The sequence below is a fragment of the Shewanella polaris genome (assembly GCF_006385555.1).
Lineage (GTDB): Bacteria > Pseudomonadota > Gammaproteobacteria > Enterobacterales > Shewanellaceae > Shewanella > Shewanella polaris.
The window spans coordinates 2,112,088-2,130,317 of sequence record NZ_CP041036.1; the positions used below are offsets into that span (position 1 = coordinate 2,112,088).

Sequence of the window (18,230 nt, forward strand, 5' to 3'; positions counted from 1 at the left end):
TCTGACTTATCATCGATGGGTTTGTTGTGGATAATACGTTTTAGTGTTTAAGGCTTTAATGCTAATACTGCATCAATGTCTGCCGCACTGTGACGTTCTGGCAACATTTCCCATGGTTCGCCCCATGTTGTATTCACTATTCTGCCACGTTGTACTGCTGGACGGATTAATATCTGATTGGCCCAGCGCACGACATTTTTGTAGCTTGCAACATCGAGAAATTCGGCGGCGCTATACAACTTACCTAATACTAAGTTGCCGTACCAAGGCCATATTGCCATATCCGCAATGGTATATTCCTCGCCAGAAACAAAGGTATTTTTTGCCAGTTGTTTATCCAATACATCTAATTGGCGTTTAACTTCCATCGCAAAACGGTTAATAGGATATTCTTGTTTTTCATCAGCATAGGCGTAAAAATGACCAAAGCCACCGCCTAGGAAAGGGGCAGAGCCTTGCGCCCAGAATAACCAATTAAATGTTTGGGTTCTTGCTTTCCCGTCTTTAGGTAGAAACTGGTCGAATTTCTCTGCGAGATGAACCAGAATGGATGCAGATTCAAATACGTTAACATCTTCATCAGCTGATTTATCTAATAGGGCAGGAATTTTTGAGTTTGGATTTATATCAACAAACCCAGACGAAAATTGGTCAGATTCACCGATGTTAATGATATGAGCATCGTACTCCGCCTGTTTAATCCCTAAAGCAAGTAGCTCTTCTAAAAGAATCGTTACTTTTTGCCCGTTAGGTGTGCCAAGAGAATAAAGTTGTAAAGAATGTTGACCTACAGGTAGTACTTTCTCGAATCTAGCACCAGACTCTGGGCTATTGATGTTTGCCCATTTGTTACCACCATTAGTATTATTAGTCCAAACTTTAGGTGGGGTATATTGGTTACTCATAAAATCTCCTCGTGATAACCCGTTTACAGGTTAATCATACAAATTTAAAATACGCTTAACTGAATAAGGTTAGTGTAACGTGTATGAATTGGTTGCATTAGCATCAACTCGTATGAGTTATGCTTTTGTCTCTTTAATGTCGTTGTTCATTTTTATTCTATGACGGCTAACTGTTCACTTAATTCGATTAAATTGGTGACAGTTAAATCAGGCTCCATTCCCCAGGGATCAAATACTTTTTTACTGTCCCGTTGAATCCAAGCCGTGTTAAGTCCTGCCGCTTTTGCACCAATAACATCCCATGGATTACTCGATACCATCCAACAATGTTGTGGTTCAGATTGAGTGCGAGTCATTAAATGATGGTAAACGGCAGGGTTAGGTTTATAAGTCTTGAGGTCGTCAACACTGATGACATTATCCAAGAGAGGTAATACTCCAGCATTAGCCATTAATGTGCGAACAGCAATTTCTGGACCATTTGAAAATGCGGCAAGGGTATGACCTTGGTCACGTAGAAGAGCTAGCCCAGGAATAACATCTTCAAAGGCTGCCAGCTGACTAAATTTAGCCAGTAAATCTTGTTGTTCGCTGTTTGACAATGTGACATTGAAAACGGATAAGCAATATTGTAGAGCTTGTTGAGTACAAACACTGAAATCTTCATATTTCTGCATTAAACCACGACGAAATGCATATTCAACTTTCTTATCATGCCAGAGTTGACCAAATTCTTGCGCTTTGTCGCCGATTAACACTTGCAGATGTTGACCCATGTCCACTGGGTCCACTAATGTGCCATAAACATCAAACCCTATCATTTTGTGCATGTTGTTTGCTCCATTTGTCTTCGAACCAAGTGTTACGTGTCGGTGTAATTAACGACTACTTGACGATAATATTGACTTCACAATATGACAGTATCTTGTATTTGGTAGACTATAAACTAACAATATCATTCGTTCAACCACTATTTTGAGCGATCGTTCTAATTTGGTTTGTGTTTAAGTTAGATTGAATGAACTAATGTTATCGGTGTGAGATAGATACCTTTGAATTTGTGTTAATTCATTGTATTATAATAATTAAAAATATTATAGGTGATGTAAAATGGAATGTCCTTGTTGTCAGGGTATCTTTGCTCGTAAAGCACTAAAACAAGTGCGCAAAGGCAAAAGTGGTGTTGAAACACAATGCCCTAAATGTCAGCAGTGGCTGATGTTTGAACCTAAAATGATGATGACCAAAAACGTTGGTTTACTTATTTTATTGGTTTTCAGTGTGGCTAACTTCTTTATCGACAACAGTGATTATCGCCTAATATGTTCATTTTTAGGTTTTGCTGGTGCTTGTGTGGCTTTTTATGGGGTATTTAAAGGTAAGCTAATCGCGGCAGAGTGTTGATTTAAAATGTAAACCGTTTATAAAAGAGAGGTCATAAATTTAGACCTCTCTAAAGCGATATTGATTATTTAGAGTATCTCATCATTTCGTGATGAGATTGAAATTCTTTAGCATCAATAACATTATTATGATCTGAATCGATACGCTCAAACATTTCATGACAATGCGATGAGTTTTTTAACATGCGACCTTCAGATTCACGCAACTCTTGTCTTGCATTTTGAAAGTGTTCAAACTCCTCTTCAGATAGCAATTTGTCTTGATTAGTATCAATATCGGAAAATACAGGCATTTGAGACATTCCCATACTACCATTTTCATTTTCAGTAGCATTAGCTGACATAGAAATAGTGAGAAAAACTAGTAATGCAGATAAAACATAACCATTCATAATATCCTCCTTGTAATCTTTTCAATTTAATTATACACCCTCTTAACCATGTAAAATACAAGGTTATATAGTGCACAACAAATTGACGACACTACCTTATAACCCTTTATTTATTACTATGAGGAAAATAACTGATTTACATTTAGGCTCTAGCAGTTGGTCTTTCATGGATGTTATTTTTTAATATCAATGGTTTGGTGTTTTTGTTAAGTGGCGTAAGTGTTAAAAATCAAGTCTGTAATTAGGTAAATAACTCGTCAAAAAGAGTAGTGTCCTGTTAGCTGAATCATTCGGGCTGTGTTTGTAGCATCTTACTACTGTGTTATCGATTACTGATGTTTAATACTATTTGTTATTCGCTCTGCCTTGTTTAAATTGCTTTAAACATCAATAAAATTCATTGTCAACGATCAACCAGCCTTCGTTGTCAGTGATGAAATTTTATCTTCGCTCAGAGTCGGATTAAGCCTATGCTGTATAAATGTTGGTCCGCCAGCCTGTTATTTTGGCCAACTGCTGTTTAATTAGAAGAGTTCCATACTTTTGCTTCGGAGTTGACTTGGGGTAGGGGCGATAAAATAGGGAGACATAATACCGGAAAAATCGTTCGATAATTTGTCCGTAAGTCTCCCTAGGTGTTCACATGAGTGAATAAACGATCGATTTAATACTCGTCGCTGTTTGCATCACTCATGCGCTCGCGTCTTTCTTGGGCTTCTTCAAATGCAGCGTTAATTTCTTCTAATACAGAATCGACGTCAGCCGCTGTTGTGTCTTCTTCAAATAAACCGGTCAATTGTGTTTCCGGCGTTAATTCACCTTGTTCGTACAAGGCCCACATTTCTTTAGCATATTTTGTTGCGGCTAATTCTGGGGCAAATTGAGAATAATAGTCTGTCATATTATTCACATCACGAAATAACATCGCTTTGGCATTATTGTTTGCTGATGCATCAACAGCTTGGGGCAGGTCAATGATAACCGGTCCATTCTGATCTACGAGCACGTTAAACTCTGATAAATCGCCATGAACAATACCTGCACATAACATTCGTACGACATAACCCATCATAACGTAATGCTGCGTTTGCGCTTGTTCAGCACTCATCTGAGTAACATCATTTAATCGAGGTGCAACATCACCATGAATATTGGTGATCAACTCCATCAATAGCACTCCATCAAAGCAGCCATAAGGCACTGGTACTCTAATTTTAGCGGCGGCGCATTTATATAACGCGTCGACCTCGGCATTCTGCCAAGCTTTTTCTTGTTCTTCACGACCGTATTTAGAACCTTTTTCCATGGCTCTACCACGACGACTGTTTTTGGTTTTTCGACCTTCTTGATATTGTGCTGCTTTTTTAAAACTGCGCTTAGTGGCTTCCTTATACACTTTGGCGCAGCGAATCGCATCGCCACATCTGATCATATAGACCGTAGCTTCTTTGCCACTCATGAGTTGGCTTATCACTTCATCGACGAGACCATCGTCAACCAGTGGTTGTAATCGTATAGGCGTTTTCATTGCGTCGTTATACCTTACTTGCGCGCTGGATGATATATCTAAGGAAATAATTTTCACTTGTTAAAACAACACAGATTAAATAAGTCTGATTTGTAGTGCATTTTTGCTTCAATACGCTCTATTAATACATTTTTGTTTGATGATTTAAATCATTGTACCTATTCAGTTAAACATAGTCGAAATTGACCTTATTTTCGAGTCACACCGAGGGAGACTATGTTGAGTAATTGTCAATTTAAAGAATGAAATGTGGTATATTGCGCTTCGATTCCTGCATCAATGAATACCAATGACGTTAATCTGGTTGTTGTGGTCTGTATATTAGGGCTAACGCTAACCGAATGGGTAATCGCTAAAATTGATATCTAGGGTCTGTTGATCTTTGCTGGTTAAATTTTGTTCGAGTTAAAAACGTTTTTATCGAGGCGAATGGATTGATGCCTAGTCATCTAAGCAAAATTCATTCAACAAAGAGTAAAACGTTTTTAGCCGAACCCTTCGGGCAGCGTTTGTTGGTCATTTTTACTGCGTTATCGACTTTTTATGTAGAATAACTATATTACAAAGTCTCTGCCTTATAACTCATGTTTAAGTAATGACCAACAATTCGCTGCAAAACCAACCTTGAAAGATCAACAGCCCCTAGCAACGCTGTGGTTCAGTAACAATTAAGCTTTTCTTCAGTCAACGTTAAGTTATTGGCAGGATAATAATTGTGATTTGATACAATTGTTTATAACAAAGACATCATCACGTTACGCGGCCATTTAGTCGTACAAATATTTTGCATTTTTGTCGTTATGCGAAACAATTTCAACATGTTAATAGAGTTTTTATGAAACGGACCTTACTTCTCGCACTATTTGTTTTTTCTAATGCAGCCACTGCTGTTGAGCCCTTATTTGAAACACCGCAAGATATGGAACCCACTTGGGTTGATGACATATTGTCGGTGTTTGGTGCCGATGGCGAGTTTGATGACACCAAAGCGATTGATATGAGCTATTTACCTACGGCTTATTACACCCCGGAAAAAAAGTTTGGTGTCGGGTTATTAATGGTTGGCTTGTATAAAACCGATAATGCATCGAGTGAAGAACAACCATCATCATTAGTATTGAATTCATTTGTATCTATGAATCAATCCTACGGTGTTCAAGTTGAAAATATGACGTTTTTAAACCAAGGTAAACAACGATTATTACTTGATTTAGAGCTGCACAATGAAGCGGCTGTTTATTATGGTGTCGGAATTGATGACGGCGATCAAGATCTTAATCATCATGAATTCGATGAACAACTGTATAGTTTTAAACCTCGCTGGATGACCGAGATTGCCAGTCACTATTTCATTGGTATAGGGGCTGACTTTATTTACACCAGTGCCGACAGCTTAGAGTTGGTTTCCACTGGTTTGTCAGTAGATTCAAGTGATATTTTACCGAATAATTTTAGCTCTGGTGTGGTTGTTTCTAGTATTTATGATTCAAGGGATTACCGTTTAAATGCGACCAAAGGGTGGTTATTTCAGGTCGATGCCGGTTTATATCAAAATGATAAATTTGATTCGTTTTCAACCTATAACATTGAGTTAGCCAATTATATTGACTTAAGTTCAGTGCCGGGATTGATCGCTTGGCAAGTTCAAGGCCACCTTACCAGTGGAGACGTACCTTGGAGCTTATTACCTGACCTTGGTGGCTCCAATGCGATGCGTGGTTACATTAGAGGTCGTTATCGAGATGAGCAAATGATGATGGGCCAAGTTGAATACCGCTTACCGATATTTCAACGTTATGGCATGGTCTTTTGGGGGGCCGTTGGCAGTGTAGCGCCTAAAGTGAGTGAGCTAACCGACACCTTATTAACGGCTTACGGTACTGGATTTCGCTTTAACATTAAAGACAATATTAATTTACGTCTTGATGTCGGGGTAGGTGAAAATGAAACTAATTTTTATTTAAATGTGAATGAAGTTTTTTAAGGCAATGTTATTGTAAATGACACTATGTTTGATGATGCTTTTTAAGGGCTCTATTTGTAGGTGACACTTTTCAAGTTAGCCATTGCCAAGGAAACAATAAATAGCGAAATGCCAATACCGATGATGACATTAATGATGCGAATAAAGCCTATGCTGACAAGCTATCCTAATATTAGGGTATCTACAGCATCTTGTGTGTTGGGCGCAAGAGTATTGACGATATTTGGCCTTTCATGTGGTTTGCTGCAGAGTAGCAACGTATTAGCGGGTGAAATCCAAGATAAATGTCTAAAGACCTTTAATTATTCTATTTATCTTAGTGGGCTGCATACAGGTAAAATGACTCGTATTGAGAAATGGCAAGGCAAATCAGCCATTATCACTTCAAAAAGTGAAGCCAGTATTTTGGGCATTGGCACTCAATATCAACAGCGAAGCCAAGTATCATGGTCAAATATCACTAATGAATGGCTGACCGATAACTTTCATCAACAGGTTAGTGGTTTTCGCTCTCGAGACATGCAAGTCACCGTGGCGAATAATGGTCTTGAATCTCAGGTTGATCTTGATGGCGATATCACGGCTTATCAATCAAAAACGATTCCTTTAAGAGATGTTGATACCTTAGCGATTCAAATACGTGAATATCTTATTCGCGGAAGACAACAATTTGCTTTAGTAAGGCAGGCCTCTGATGCGCTTGAGCCTTATCAATACTATGTTAAAAGTGCAGTAACAGCGACTATACCCCCTTGGGGTGAAATGCAATTGATACCCGTTGAGCAAACGGGAGCAGATGAGGTAACCTATTTTTTTGCGCCAAGCATGAATTTTCAACTTGTAAAAGCCCATTATCATGGTTTGATTCTCCAAGGTGTTATTGAGCTTGATAGCTATGTGTCATCCTGTGATATCTTCACAAAGAGTTCCCCATTAGGTTAACCTAGCTACCTTTAACCGTTATTTACTTGAAGCCAGTGGCAATAGCCTAATCGCTAACGTTTACCGCGCTATTGAACCGACTTAAACCAATATCTATCGTCTATCATAGATGATTTTAAATGGTTGACCTGGCTTCCTGATGGCTTGGATATCAGTATAATTGACATCTGATATGTCAATTGGAGTGAGCATGGCCAAGGTGATCAATAAAGCCATTTTTAGCAGTAGAGTGTTCTCGATAAACCAAGTGACTTACCATACTTATCATCGGGTGATGAACCATATTGATCCCGTACAACAGGGTCGTTATTACAAGTTAAATTTTGTGTTGCGACAACCAAAAGTAGGTGGGGTGTTCAACTGTGAAAAATGCATAGTGAATTTATGGGGGCGGGTGTATTTGTTTCGTCCTGATAAATATGAACACAGCGTGAGTAAAATTGAGTCAGGCAAACGTGTGCTATTAAGCTTGGCCTTAAATATTTAAACAAAAGCATTCACATTTCAGTATTCATATTTCAGTATTCATATTTCAAAACGCATATCTCAATCTTAAAATGCCAATATCCAACGCTAAACATTCAAAAGAAGGCACTAGCAGTGACAGTTTAACCTTCGTGAGCCAACTTGGTGTTGGTGTGAATTTGTTGAGTTAACGCCGTTGTCGGTTGTTCTGGGCTATTTGGTACAGTGTATTGGCGTTTAGTGACCACTTTAACGCCCTCAGAAGAGAGTTTGAGATTTAAATCGCCATTAGGCACACAACAACAGGGTAGACACTGGTCGGCTTTAAGTTCTGCAAGAGGCTCGCAAAAATAGTTTACTTCTCCAGATATGACTGTGGTTTTACAAGCACCGCAAAATCCATTACGACACTCTGAAAATACTTTTACTTTTTTCGATTCAAGCGCTTCTAATAAACTTGAATGTTGGCCGTCAAACAAAATAACCGGCTGTCCTTTCAAGCTTATAATAGGCGCTTTTTTGAAAAACTTTTTATAGGTCAAAATCTAAAAACTCATCGCCATCAACAGAAGAGTCAATTTGACCAACAAGATAAGATGACACTTCTACTTCTTGTGGGGCAACTTGCACAGCATCACTTTCTAACCAATTCTTCATCCACGGTAACGGGTTTGATTGATCTGGATACGGTTGTGGTAAATGTACCGACTTCATCCGTTGGTTCGTAATAAATTCAACATACTGACATAGAATTTGTTCATTTAAGCCTATCATTGAACCGTCTTTGAATAAGTATTTAGCCCATTCTTTTTCTTGCTCTGCTGCTTTGACGAATAAGTCATACGCTTCTTGTTTACACTCAGCAGCAATTTCGCCCATTTCTGGGTCGTCTTTACCGCCTTGCATTAGGCTTAATATGTGTTGAGTACTGTTAAGGTGTAATGCTTCGTCACGGGCAATTAAACGAATAATTTTAGCGTTGCCTTCCATGACACGACGCTCTGCAAAGGCAAACGAACACGCAAAACTGACATAGAAACGAATAGCTTCTAAGGCGTTAACTGACATCATGCATAAATACAGTGATTTTTTTAGGATACGTGAGTTAACCGTAATTGATTCACCATCGATAACGTGAGTACCTTCACCTAAGAGGTTATTAATCTGGGTGAGTTTAATCAGGTCATCATAATAAGCCGCAATATCACCAGCACGCTTTAATATTTCTTCATTCTGGACAATATCGTCAAATACGACTGAAGGGTCGTTAACAATATTACGAATGATATGAGTATATGAACGTGAGTGAATGGTTTCAGAAAACGACCATGTTTCAATCCACGTTTCTAATTCTGGCAGCGATACCAAAGGCAAAAATGCCACATTTGGTGAACGACCTTGGATAGAATCGAGTAAGGTTTGGTATTTAAGATTAGATAAGAAAATGTGTTTTTCGTGATCAGGTAAATCACCGAAATCAATTTTGTCACGGCTGACATCAACTTCTTCTGGACGCCAGAAAAACGATAATTGCTTTTCAATCAACTTTTCGAATACTTCATATTTTTGTTGATCGTAGCGAGCCACATTAACCGATTGACCGAAAAACATAGGTTCTTTGGTTGAATCGTTAGGTGTTTGACAAAATGTAGAGTAAGCCATTATTTAGGTGTCCTGATAACGCATTTTCCAAAAAGCGGGGAAGACCCCGCTAAATATTGATAAAGTGATGATTAGATCTTACACGCACCGCCACCGCAGCCATCGTCTTCTTCTTCGACAGCGATAATGTCATCAAACTGATCAGAGGCACCGTCGCGAGTATTATGATAATACAATGTTTTAATGCCCAGTTTGTATACGCTTAGTAAATCTTTGAGCAATGTCTGCATCGGCACTCGACCGCCTTCAAAACGGCTTGGGTCGTAATTAGTGTTAGCTGATATTGCTTGGTCAATAAACTTCTGCATTAAACCAACAAGTTGAATGTAACCATCATTATTAGGCATATTCCAAAGTAATTCGTACTTGTCTTTAAGTACATCAAAGTCTGGTACTACTTGTTTTAGTTGACCGTCTTTACTAGCTTTTACGCTGATTAAACCACGTGGAGGCTCAATACCATTAGTCGCGTTTGATATTTGCGATGAAGTTTCAGACGGCATTAATGCAGAAAGCGTTGAGTTACGCAAACCGTATTGTTTAATATCGCTACGTAAACTTTCCCAATCCATGTGCAATGGCTCGTCACAAATTTTGTCTAAATCGCGCTTGTAGGTGTCGATGGGTAAAATACCCTTTGAGTACGTTGTCTCGTGGAATAACGGACATGCGCCTTGCTCTTTTGCCAAGTTCATTGACGCTTTAAGCAAATAGAACTGAATCGCTTCAAAGGTTTTGTGGGTTAAGTTATTAGCTGAACCGTCTGAGTACTTTTTACCATTCTTGGCTAAGTAATTAGCAAAGTTAATGACACCAATACCGAGGGTACGACGATTCATTGAACTCGTTTGCGCTGCTTTAATTGGGTAATCTTGGTAATCAAGTAAGTTATCTAATGCACGTACGGCTAAATCAGCTAACGGCTCAAGCTCAGATAAATCTTGGATTGCACCTAAGTTAAGTGCTGACAAGGTACATAACGCAATTTCACCGTCTGGATCATTGATGTTATTCAGTGGCTTAGTCGGCAAGGCAATTTCTAAACACAAGTTAGATTGCTTAATTGGTGCCACTTTTGAATCGAATGGACTGTGGGTATTACAATGATCTACGTTTTGAATATAAATACGGCCAGTAGAAGCACGCTCTTGCATCATCAATGAAAACAGTTCAACGGCTTTAATTTGTTTTTTACGGACACTGCTGTCTTGCTCATACTGAAGATATAAACGTTCAAATTCGACTTGATCTTCAAAGAATGCATCGTAAAGGCCAGGCACGTCTGATGGACTGAATAGGCTAATGTATTCACCTTTAATCAAACGTTGGTACATTAATTTGTTTAACTGCACACCGTAGTCAAGATGACGTACACGGTTATCGTCAACACCACGGTTGTTTTTCAATACAAGTAGCGATTCAACTTCTAAATGCCATAAAGGATAGAAAAGGGTAGCCGCACCACCACGTACGCCGCCTTGAGAGCAAGACTTAACCGCAGTTTGGAAATATTTATAAAAGGGTAAACAACCTGTGTGGAATGCTTCGCCGCCACGAATAGGGCTGCCTAAGGCACGAATACGACCAGCATTAATACCAATACCAGCGCGTTGGCTCACGTATTTAACGATAGAAGATGCGGTTGCATTGATTGAATCTAAGCTGTCATCACACTCAATTAATACACATGAACTGAACTGACGGGTAGGTGTACGTACGCCTGCCATAATTGGCGTAGGCAGAGAAATCTTAAATAAAGATGTCGCATCGTAGAAATCTTTAATGTATTTCAGACGGATTTCTTTCGGATATCGAGCAAACAAACATGCTGCTACCAAAATGTACAAAAACTGTGCGCTTTCATATATTTCATGAGACACACGATTTTGTACTAGGTATTTACCTTCAAGTTGCTTTACTGCTGCATACGAGAAGTTCATGTCACGCCAGTGATCAATATAGGTATCAAGAATGTCTAGTTCTTCGCGGCTATAGTCAGCCAATATATGCTTGTCATATTTACCAATATCAACCAACTTGGTGACATGATCATATAACTTAGGCGGTTCAAATTGACCAAAGGCTCTTTTACGTAAATGGAATACCGCTAAACGGGCTGCCAAAAATTGGTAATCAGGTGATTCTGGGGAGATCAAATCAGCCGCTGCTTTAATGATGGTTTCATGAATGGCTTCAGTCGGAATGCCGTCAAAAAACTGCAGGTGAGATCGAAGTTCTACTTCAGATACTGAGACGTTTTTTAATCCCTTGGCTGCCCAAGTGATCACGCGATGAATTTTATCTAAATCGATCGGTTCACGTTCGCCACTGCGTTTAGTGACTGTCATATTGCTATTCATTGAAGAGAGGCCTTGGTTCTATATCAAAACATGTGATCTGTTGTTGGATGCCGTGCTGCTGGATTCGATCCGAATCAGTTACAAAACAATTCCATGTTAAAACAATCAAGCTTAATGTATTCACAACATAGTATAAATACCAATACATTTAGTTAGCATCTACGTTCTTTATAATGTAAAGGCGTAGTGTTTTGATTGTCAGCCACACACAAGATATGGTGCTATTTAAAATCTTAGATACAAGATAATGAGGTTTGAGCCTTTTTGCAAGCCACAATTTCATTAACTTGTTGTGGATAACTTGAGGATAAACCGCAGGGTTAGTGACGGCTAACCCTAGAGCCCAAATTTATAACGAGTTTTTGATAAGTGATATTTTTTCAACCGTTAAATGAGAAAAATTCGATCGCTACAATAAACAGCGATCAATAAATTATGCTCATTTTTATATTGATCTTTTACCACTTTTGATCGTCAAGTGATCGTGATCATAATCAATAATTGGTGATTCACCATAAAGACTCATTTGTTGATATCCCATCACTGAATGTCATTATTCTGCAAAAAATTGTTTTAACGATGCACCGTGTTTAAATTGACATCTTGACGGCCATAAATCGGGCGTATCATGGGGTGATAAATATCCCCAAAGCGCGACACCTCCAAGCATATTAGCATTATGTGCAGCGACTAAATCACGCTCTGCGTCACCTAAATACAAAATATGTTCTGGTGGTGTTGCTATTTGCTGCGCCGCTAACAACATTGGTGCCGTATGTGGTTTGGCATAACGGGTGCTGTCACCACTAATGATTGCTTTAAGCTGATGAGTTAAATTTAGTTTTTCAATGAGAGGTCGAGCAAAACGAGCAGGTTTATTGGTCACCACCCCATAAGGGATACCTTGCTGATCTAATAATGTCAGCAGTTCAGGTAAATCTGTAAACAAGCGGCTGTAATCGCCATTAATACGGGCATAGTGGTGTAGTAACCCTTGTTGAATACGGATTTGCAATGCTTCATCAGCATCCGGAATAGCCGTTTTAACCAAAAATAAACTGCCGTGAGAGGCTGCATGACGCATTTTATCGAGTGGCTGAGCGCTAAAACCCGCATCATCCAAACTCAAATTAAGCGCATGTATCAAATCTGGTGCTGTGTCAGCAAGTGTGCCGTCAAGATCAAATAAGACCCCTTTAACATCATTTTTATGCACTGTGATGTTCCTAAAATGAGATGTTTAATGCCACAATAAAGTGACCAATACAGAAGGGAAGTGACTGACGAACCGCTATTGTGCTTATCGTCAGCGTTATATCATCGAGTGATATCAATCGTCTATCGTTTAAGCGAGTGCTTATAATCGCGCTTAATCGATTATTGATACCACTTGGCTAGTCGCTGATTTTCTGGGTGGCGATCATATAGTTTACATCAACACTTTTAGTGTACTTAAATACCCCAGATAAAGGATTGTAGGTAATGCCTAAAGCATCTCTACACAGTAAGTCAGTATTGTCGACTAATGCTATCAGTTCAGAGGGGCGAATGAACTTACTGTGATTATGGGTGCCTACGGGTAACATTTTTAATAAATATTCGGCGCCAATAATGGTTTGTAAGTAAGACATAACATTACGGTTAATCGTGGAGAAAAACACAAAGCCATTAGGTTTAACCATGTCACAACACGCCTGAATAACCGATTGTGGCTCGGGTACATGTTCAAGCATTTCCATACAAGTCACTACATCGTAATATTCGCGGTGGGTGTCGCGGTGTGCTTCAGCTGTCGTTTTTAGGTAATTGACTGTGACGCCAGACTCCAAAGCATGCAGTTTTGCTATTTCAAGAGGTTCAGTCCCCATATCAATACCATCAACATGTGCACCTAAGCGCGCCATGCTTTCTGATAAAATGCCGCCACCACAGCCAACATCAAGCACTTTCTTATCAAAAATTCCATCAGCGGTTTGGTCAATGTAGTTTAAACGCAGTGGATTAAGTAAGTGTAATGGCTTGAACTCGCCATTGAGATCCCACCATGTTTGTGCCATGGCTTCAAATTTTGCGATTTCGAGGGGATCAACATTGGGTGTCGATTGTTCAGCATGTGACATAACGTAACCTAATTGTTTTAAAATCTATGGCGGCTATTATAGCGATAACCTTTACGAATAAAAGTGAACAATGGCAACCATTGTTCACACTTGCTTATAAAATATCCATTTATGAGTGTTAAATTGTTATTTTGCATTCATCAGTGTTTACATCCTAAATTCATTGAGGTTAATTTTTGTTAAAAAATAGCCGTATATTAGCTAATTAATAAACTAAATCAGCTGAAAATATTAGCTTTTTTATAATTTTTAATAGTGAGAGAGGATTTGGCAGGTCTTTGCTCTGGCGACATTAAATATCTGTGTTAGAATGCCAAATCACGTTTTTAAGCTAGATAATAATATGGAAGTTTTATTGTCAGCTCACTTTAGAGGAACGCGCAGTTTATGACTGATCTGGCATCATCTATTTCGCCAATTAACATCGAAGACGAACTTAAGAATTCTTACCTTGATTATGCTATGAGTGTAATTGTAGGTCGTGCATTACCTGACGTCCGTGACGGTTTAAAACCTGTTCATCGTCGAGTATTGTTCGCAATGAGCGAATTAAAAAACGATTGGAACAAACCATATAAAAAATCTGCTCGTGTTGTTGGTGACGTAATTGGTAAATATCACCCGCATGGTGATACTGCTGTATACGATACGATTGTACGTATGGCGCAACCTTTCTCGTTACGCTACACATTAGTTGACGGACAAGGAAACTTTGGTTCGGTCGACGGTGACTCCGCTGCGGCGATGCGTTATACCGAAATTCGCATGCAAAAGTTGGCGCATTCATTATTAGCCGACCTTGAAAAAGAAACTGTGGATTTTGTGCCTAACTACGATGGCACCGAGATGATCCCTGCGGTATTACCAACTCGTGTACCGAATCTATTAATTAACGGTTCATCAGGTATTGCGGTCGGTATGGCCACCAATATCCCACCACATAACTTAACGGAAGTGGTGAAGGGCTGTTTAGCGTTAATCGATGAGCCAAGCTTGTCAATTGAACAGTTAATGGAATACATTCCTGGTCCCGATTTCCCAACTGCAGCTTCAATAAATGGTCGTAAAGGCATTATCGATGCTTATAACACTGGCCGTGGCCGCGCAATCATGCGCTCAAAAGCTGATATCGAAACTGATGATCATGGCCGTGAACGTATTATCGTTCATGAAATTCCATATCAAGTTAACAAAGCCCGTTTGATTGAAAAAATTGCCGAGCTTGTTAAAGATAAAAAATTAGAAGGTATCAGTGGCCTACGTGACGAGTCTGATAAAGACGGTATGCGTATTGTTATTGAAATCAAACGTGGTGAAGTGGGTGAGGTTGTACTAAACAACTTATATTCTCAAACCCAAATGCAGTGTTCTTTTGGTATCAACATGGTGGCATTGACTAACGGTCAGCCTAAATTGTTTAACCTTAAAGAAATGCTTGAGTGTTTTATTCTTCACCGTCGTGAAGTGGTCACGCGCCGTACCGTATTTGAATTACGTAAAGCTCGCGAACGTGCTCATGTTCTTGAGGCACTTGCCATTGCACTGGCTAACATCGACCCGATTATTGCGTTAATTAAAGCATCACCTACACCAGCTGAAGCCAAAGCAAAGTTAGTGGCACAAGGTTGGGAATTAGGTCATGTGCAAGGCATGCTTGAAAAAGCTGGCGATGATGCAGCGCGTCCTGAATGGTTAGAGCCTGAGTTCGGTATCCGTGACGGTCAGTACTATTTAACCGAGCAACAAGCACAAGCAATTTTGGAATTACGTCTGCACCGTTTAACCGGTCTAGAACATGACAAGATTTTAGCGGAATATGAAGAGCTTTTAGTTCTGATTGCTGGTTTGTTATTCATTCTTCGTACTCCATCGCGTTTGATGGAAGTGATTAAAGAAGAACTAGAAGAAATACTTGAACAATACGGTGATGAACGTCGCACTATTATCAACGCTAACGAAATTGACATGAGTCTTGAAGACTTAATCAATGAAGAAGACGTTGTAGTGACTTTATCTCACTTAGGTTATGCAAAATACCAAGTGCTATCTGACTACCAAGCTCAGCGTCGTGGTGGTAAAGGCAAAGCGGCAACTAAAGTAAAAGATGAAGACTTTGTTGAAAAGTTATTGGTGGCAAACACCCATGACACCATCTTGTGCTTCTCTGACTTTGGTAAGATGTACTGGCTAAAAGTGTATCAATTACCTTTGGCAAGTCGTACTGCTCGTGGTCGTCCAATTGTAAACTTATTACCACTTTCTGACGGTGAGCACATTACTGCAATCCTACCGGTACGTGAATACGCAGATGATAAATTTATCATTATGGCAACAGCACACGGTACTGTTAAGAAAACAGCATTAACTGCCTACAGTAATCCTCGTGCAAACGGTATTATTGCGGTGAACTTAAAAGACGGCGATCAGTTAATCGGCGTTGATATTACCGAAGGTAGTGACGACATTATGTTGTTCTCTAACGAAGGTAAAGTGGTTCGCTTTAACGAGAAAGCACGTGACTCTGAAACGGGTGAAGTGAAACGTGATGCAGAAACTGGTGAAGAAGTCATTGCTTTACGTCCAATGGGCCGTACTGCAACCGGTGTTCGTGGTATTAAGCTTGAAGATGGTCAAAAAGTAGTTTCACTGATTGTTCCTAAAGGTGATGGCGCGATTTTAACCGTAACAGAAAATGGTTACGGTAAGCGTACTGAACTGAGCGAATACCCAGCGAAGAGCCGTGGCACTAAAGGTGTGGTATCGATTAAAGTCAGCGACCGTAATGGTCCTGTAGTCGGCGCTGTACAAGTGGGCGAGTTTGATGAAATAATGTTGATCAGTAACAAAGGAACGTTAGTTCGTACTCCTGCTGAAGGTGTATCTATTATTGGTCGTAACACTCAAGGTGTGACTATCATCCGCACCGCAGAAGACGAGAAAGTCGTTGGCTTGCAGCGTATTGAAGAAATTCAAACTGATGAGTTGTTAGACGAAGAAGGCAATGTGATTGTGCCTGCTGATATCATCGAAGGCGAAGTTGCTGAAGGTGAGTCAACCGAATCGACCGGTTCTGATGTGGAAAGTGATGTAGAGAACGACGAACAGGATTAATCTGACGGTGAACTTTACTGCTTCAATAACGAGCGCCTTATGGCGCTCGTTTTATTTTACGGAAAAATATTCATCAAAATAGACGGATAGCCCCCTATTCAAAGGGTACTAAAATACTTAGTATTAATGCTCTTATCTGATGAATAAAAATTGAGTCAAGGAGTTGTCTGTGAGTGCGATTTATAATTTCTGTGCTGGACCTGCGATGTTACCTCAAGCTGTGATGCAAAAAGCACAACAGGAATTAATTGATTGGAATGGCCTAGGCGTCTCCGTAATGGAAATTAGCCACCGTAGCAAAGAATTTATTGCAATGACTCAGCAAGCCGAAGTGACTCTGCGCAAGTTGATGCATATTCCTGACAATTACCATGTGTTATTTATGCACGGTGGTGGTCGCGCCCAGTTTTCGAACGTGGTGAATAACTTTTTGGGTGATAACGGCCAGGCTCTTTATTTGGTGAGTGGTCAATGGTCATCAGCTGCAGTGACTGAAGCAAAAAAATTAGTCAGTGAAAGCCAAATTGATACCATCAATATTGTTGAACAAGTCGATGGGCTTAATCAGGTGATATTGCCTGATTTAACTGCAATCGATAAAGATTATCGATATGTGCATTATTGTTCTAACGAAACCGTCGATGGTATTGAAATTTTCGAAGAATTAGATAGCCCATGGCCAATTGTTGCGGATTTGTCGTCTACTATTATGTCGCACCACATTGATGTCAGTAAATACGGACTGATATACGCCGGCGCGCAAAAGAACATTGGTCCATCAGGCTTGTCGATTGTCATTGTACGTGACGATATGCTAACACTTCCAAGTCTACCTCAATCATCAATAATGGATTATCGAGTAGCGGTTGAACATGGCTCTATGTTTAATACACCGCCCACGTTTGCATGGTATTTAGCCTCAGAAGTGTTTGCGTGGTTAGAGGCTAATGGCGGCGTGAGCACGATGGCTGATGTTAATCAACAAAAAGCAGCGTTATTGTATGAGTGTATCGACAGTAACCCATTTTATAAAAATGGCGTAGCGCCACATAATCGCTCACGGATGAACGTGACGTTCCAACTAGTGGACAATAGCTTAGACGTTGAGTTTTTAAAGCAAGCGGAGCAGGCGGGTTTAGTCGCGTTAAAAGGTCACCGCATCGTGGGTGGTATGCGCGCCAGCATTTATAATGCGATGCCACTTGAAGGTGTACAAGCCCTGGTTGATTTTATGAATAACTTTGCCATAAAACACAGCTAATCTAAAAAGCCAACCTTACCGCAATTTGGGTTAATGAATATAAAAAAGCGAATGCCAAACAGCATTCGCTTTTTTTAGTACTTAGTATCCATGTTTA

General features: G+C 39.7%; 15 protein-coding genes. 6 read left to right on the forward strand and 9 right to left on the reverse strand.

The genetic code is table 11. The features are described 5' to 3' along the window. Window positions 1-47: 47 nt before the first annotated feature. Both yghU and FH971_RS09230 read right to left on the reverse strand, forming a co-directional pair. Window positions 48-905, reverse strand: a complete 858-nt coding sequence (yghU, locus tag FH971_RS09225; RefSeq protein WP_137227263.1) for a glutathione-dependent disulfide-bond oxidoreductase — start codon at window positions 903-905, stop codon at window positions 48-50. A gap of 152 nt (window positions 906-1,057) precedes the next feature. Beyond that, window positions 1,058-1,735 carry a haloacid dehalogenase type II gene (locus FH971_RS09230; RefSeq protein WP_140234106.1) on the reverse strand — a complete coding sequence of 226 codons (678 nt, stop codon included), beginning with the start codon at window positions 1,733-1,735 and terminating at the stop codon, window positions 1,058-1,060. 280 nt (window positions 1,736-2,015) lie between these two features. On the opposite strand from FH971_RS09230, the gene FH971_RS09235 reads away from it, so the two are divergent. Beyond that, complete coding sequence (locus FH971_RS09235; RefSeq protein ID WP_137227261.1) at window positions 2,016-2,309, forward strand: hypothetical protein; 294 nt, start codon at window positions 2,016-2,018, stop codon at window positions 2,307-2,309. A gap of 64 nt (window positions 2,310-2,373) precedes the next feature. On the opposite strand, the gene FH971_RS09240 is transcribed toward FH971_RS09235, so the two are convergent. Further along, window positions 2,374-2,700: an EF-hand domain-containing protein gene (locus FH971_RS09240; RefSeq protein ID WP_137227260.1), complete on the reverse strand. Its 327-nt coding sequence runs from the start codon at window positions 2,698-2,700 to the stop codon at window positions 2,374-2,376. Window positions 2,701-3,364: 664 nt separating this feature from the next. Further along, window positions 3,365-4,228, reverse strand: coding sequence for a PA4780 family RIO1-like protein kinase (locus FH971_RS09245; protein ID WP_101087073.1), 864 nt, complete (start codon window positions 4,226-4,228; stop codon window positions 3,365-3,367). 835 nt (window positions 4,229-5,063) lie between these two features. On the opposite strand from FH971_RS09245, the gene FH971_RS09255 reads away from it, so the two are divergent. The 3 genes from FH971_RS09255 (at window position 5,064) to FH971_RS09265 (ending at window position 7,641) form a co-directional block, all read left to right on the forward strand. Further along, window positions 5,064-6,212 carry a BamA/TamA family outer membrane protein gene (locus FH971_RS09255; RefSeq protein ID WP_140234107.1) on the forward strand — a complete coding sequence of 383 codons (1,149 nt, stop codon included), beginning with the start codon at window positions 5,064-5,066 and terminating at the stop codon, window positions 6,210-6,212. 150 nt (window positions 6,213-6,362) lie between these two features. Next, entirely contained in the window at window positions 6,363-7,154 is a 792-nt protein-coding gene (locus FH971_RS09260; protein ID WP_420853480.1) for a hypothetical protein, read from the forward strand. Between the two features lie 190 nt (window positions 7,155-7,344). Next, window positions 7,345-7,641 (forward strand): 2OG-Fe(II) oxygenase, encoded by a 297-nt coding sequence (locus FH971_RS09265; RefSeq protein ID WP_140234108.1) that lies wholly within the window; start codon window positions 7,345-7,347, stop codon window positions 7,639-7,641. 121 nt (window positions 7,642-7,762) lie between these two features. On the opposite strand, the gene yfaE is transcribed toward FH971_RS09265, so the two are convergent. From yfaE to ubiG, 5 genes are all read right to left on the reverse strand, one after another. Further along, window positions 7,763-8,161, reverse strand: coding sequence for a class I ribonucleotide reductase maintenance protein YfaE (gene yfaE, locus FH971_RS09270; protein ID WP_137227257.1), 399 nt, complete (start codon window positions 8,159-8,161; stop codon window positions 7,763-7,765). Continuing rightward, the gene (nrdB, locus tag FH971_RS09275; RefSeq protein ID WP_137227256.1) at window positions 8,151-9,281 is read right to left on the reverse strand and encodes a class Ia ribonucleoside-diphosphate reductase subunit beta; all 1,131 of its coding nucleotides are present in this window, start codon (window positions 9,279-9,281) and stop codon (window positions 8,151-8,153) included. The genes yfaE and nrdB overlap by 11 nt, the downstream gene beginning before the upstream one ends. 71 nt (window positions 9,282-9,352) lie before the next feature. Beyond that, complete coding sequence (gene nrdA / locus FH971_RS09280; protein ID WP_137227255.1) at window positions 9,353-11,641, reverse strand: class 1a ribonucleoside-diphosphate reductase subunit alpha; 2,289 nt, start codon at window positions 11,639-11,641, stop codon at window positions 9,353-9,355. Window positions 11,642-12,194: 553 nt separating this feature from the next. Further along, window positions 12,195-12,857 carry an HAD family hydrolase gene (locus tag FH971_RS09285; protein WP_137227254.1) on the reverse strand — a complete coding sequence of 221 codons (663 nt, stop codon included), beginning with the start codon at window positions 12,855-12,857 and terminating at the stop codon, window positions 12,195-12,197. A gap of 178 nt (window positions 12,858-13,035) precedes the next feature. Next, window positions 13,036-13,761, reverse strand: a complete 726-nt coding sequence (gene ubiG / locus FH971_RS09290) for a bifunctional 2-polyprenyl-6-hydroxyphenol methylase/3-demethylubiquinol 3-O-methyltransferase UbiG (protein ID WP_137227253.1) — start codon at window positions 13,759-13,761, stop codon at window positions 13,036-13,038. A gap of 387 nt (window positions 13,762-14,148) precedes the next feature. Between ubiG and gyrA the strand changes: the two genes are divergently transcribed. Beyond that, complete coding sequence (gene gyrA / locus FH971_RS09295) at window positions 14,149-16,872, forward strand: DNA gyrase subunit A (RefSeq protein WP_140234109.1); 2,724 nt, start codon at window positions 14,149-14,151, stop codon at window positions 16,870-16,872. Window positions 16,873-17,041: 169 nt separating this feature from the next. Next, on the forward strand, window positions 17,042-18,133 hold the full coding sequence (serC, locus tag FH971_RS09300; protein WP_137227251.1) for a 3-phosphoserine/phosphohydroxythreonine transaminase: 1,092 nt from the start codon (window positions 17,042-17,044) through the stop codon (window positions 18,131-18,133). Window positions 18,134-18,230: the final 97 nt, after the last annotated feature.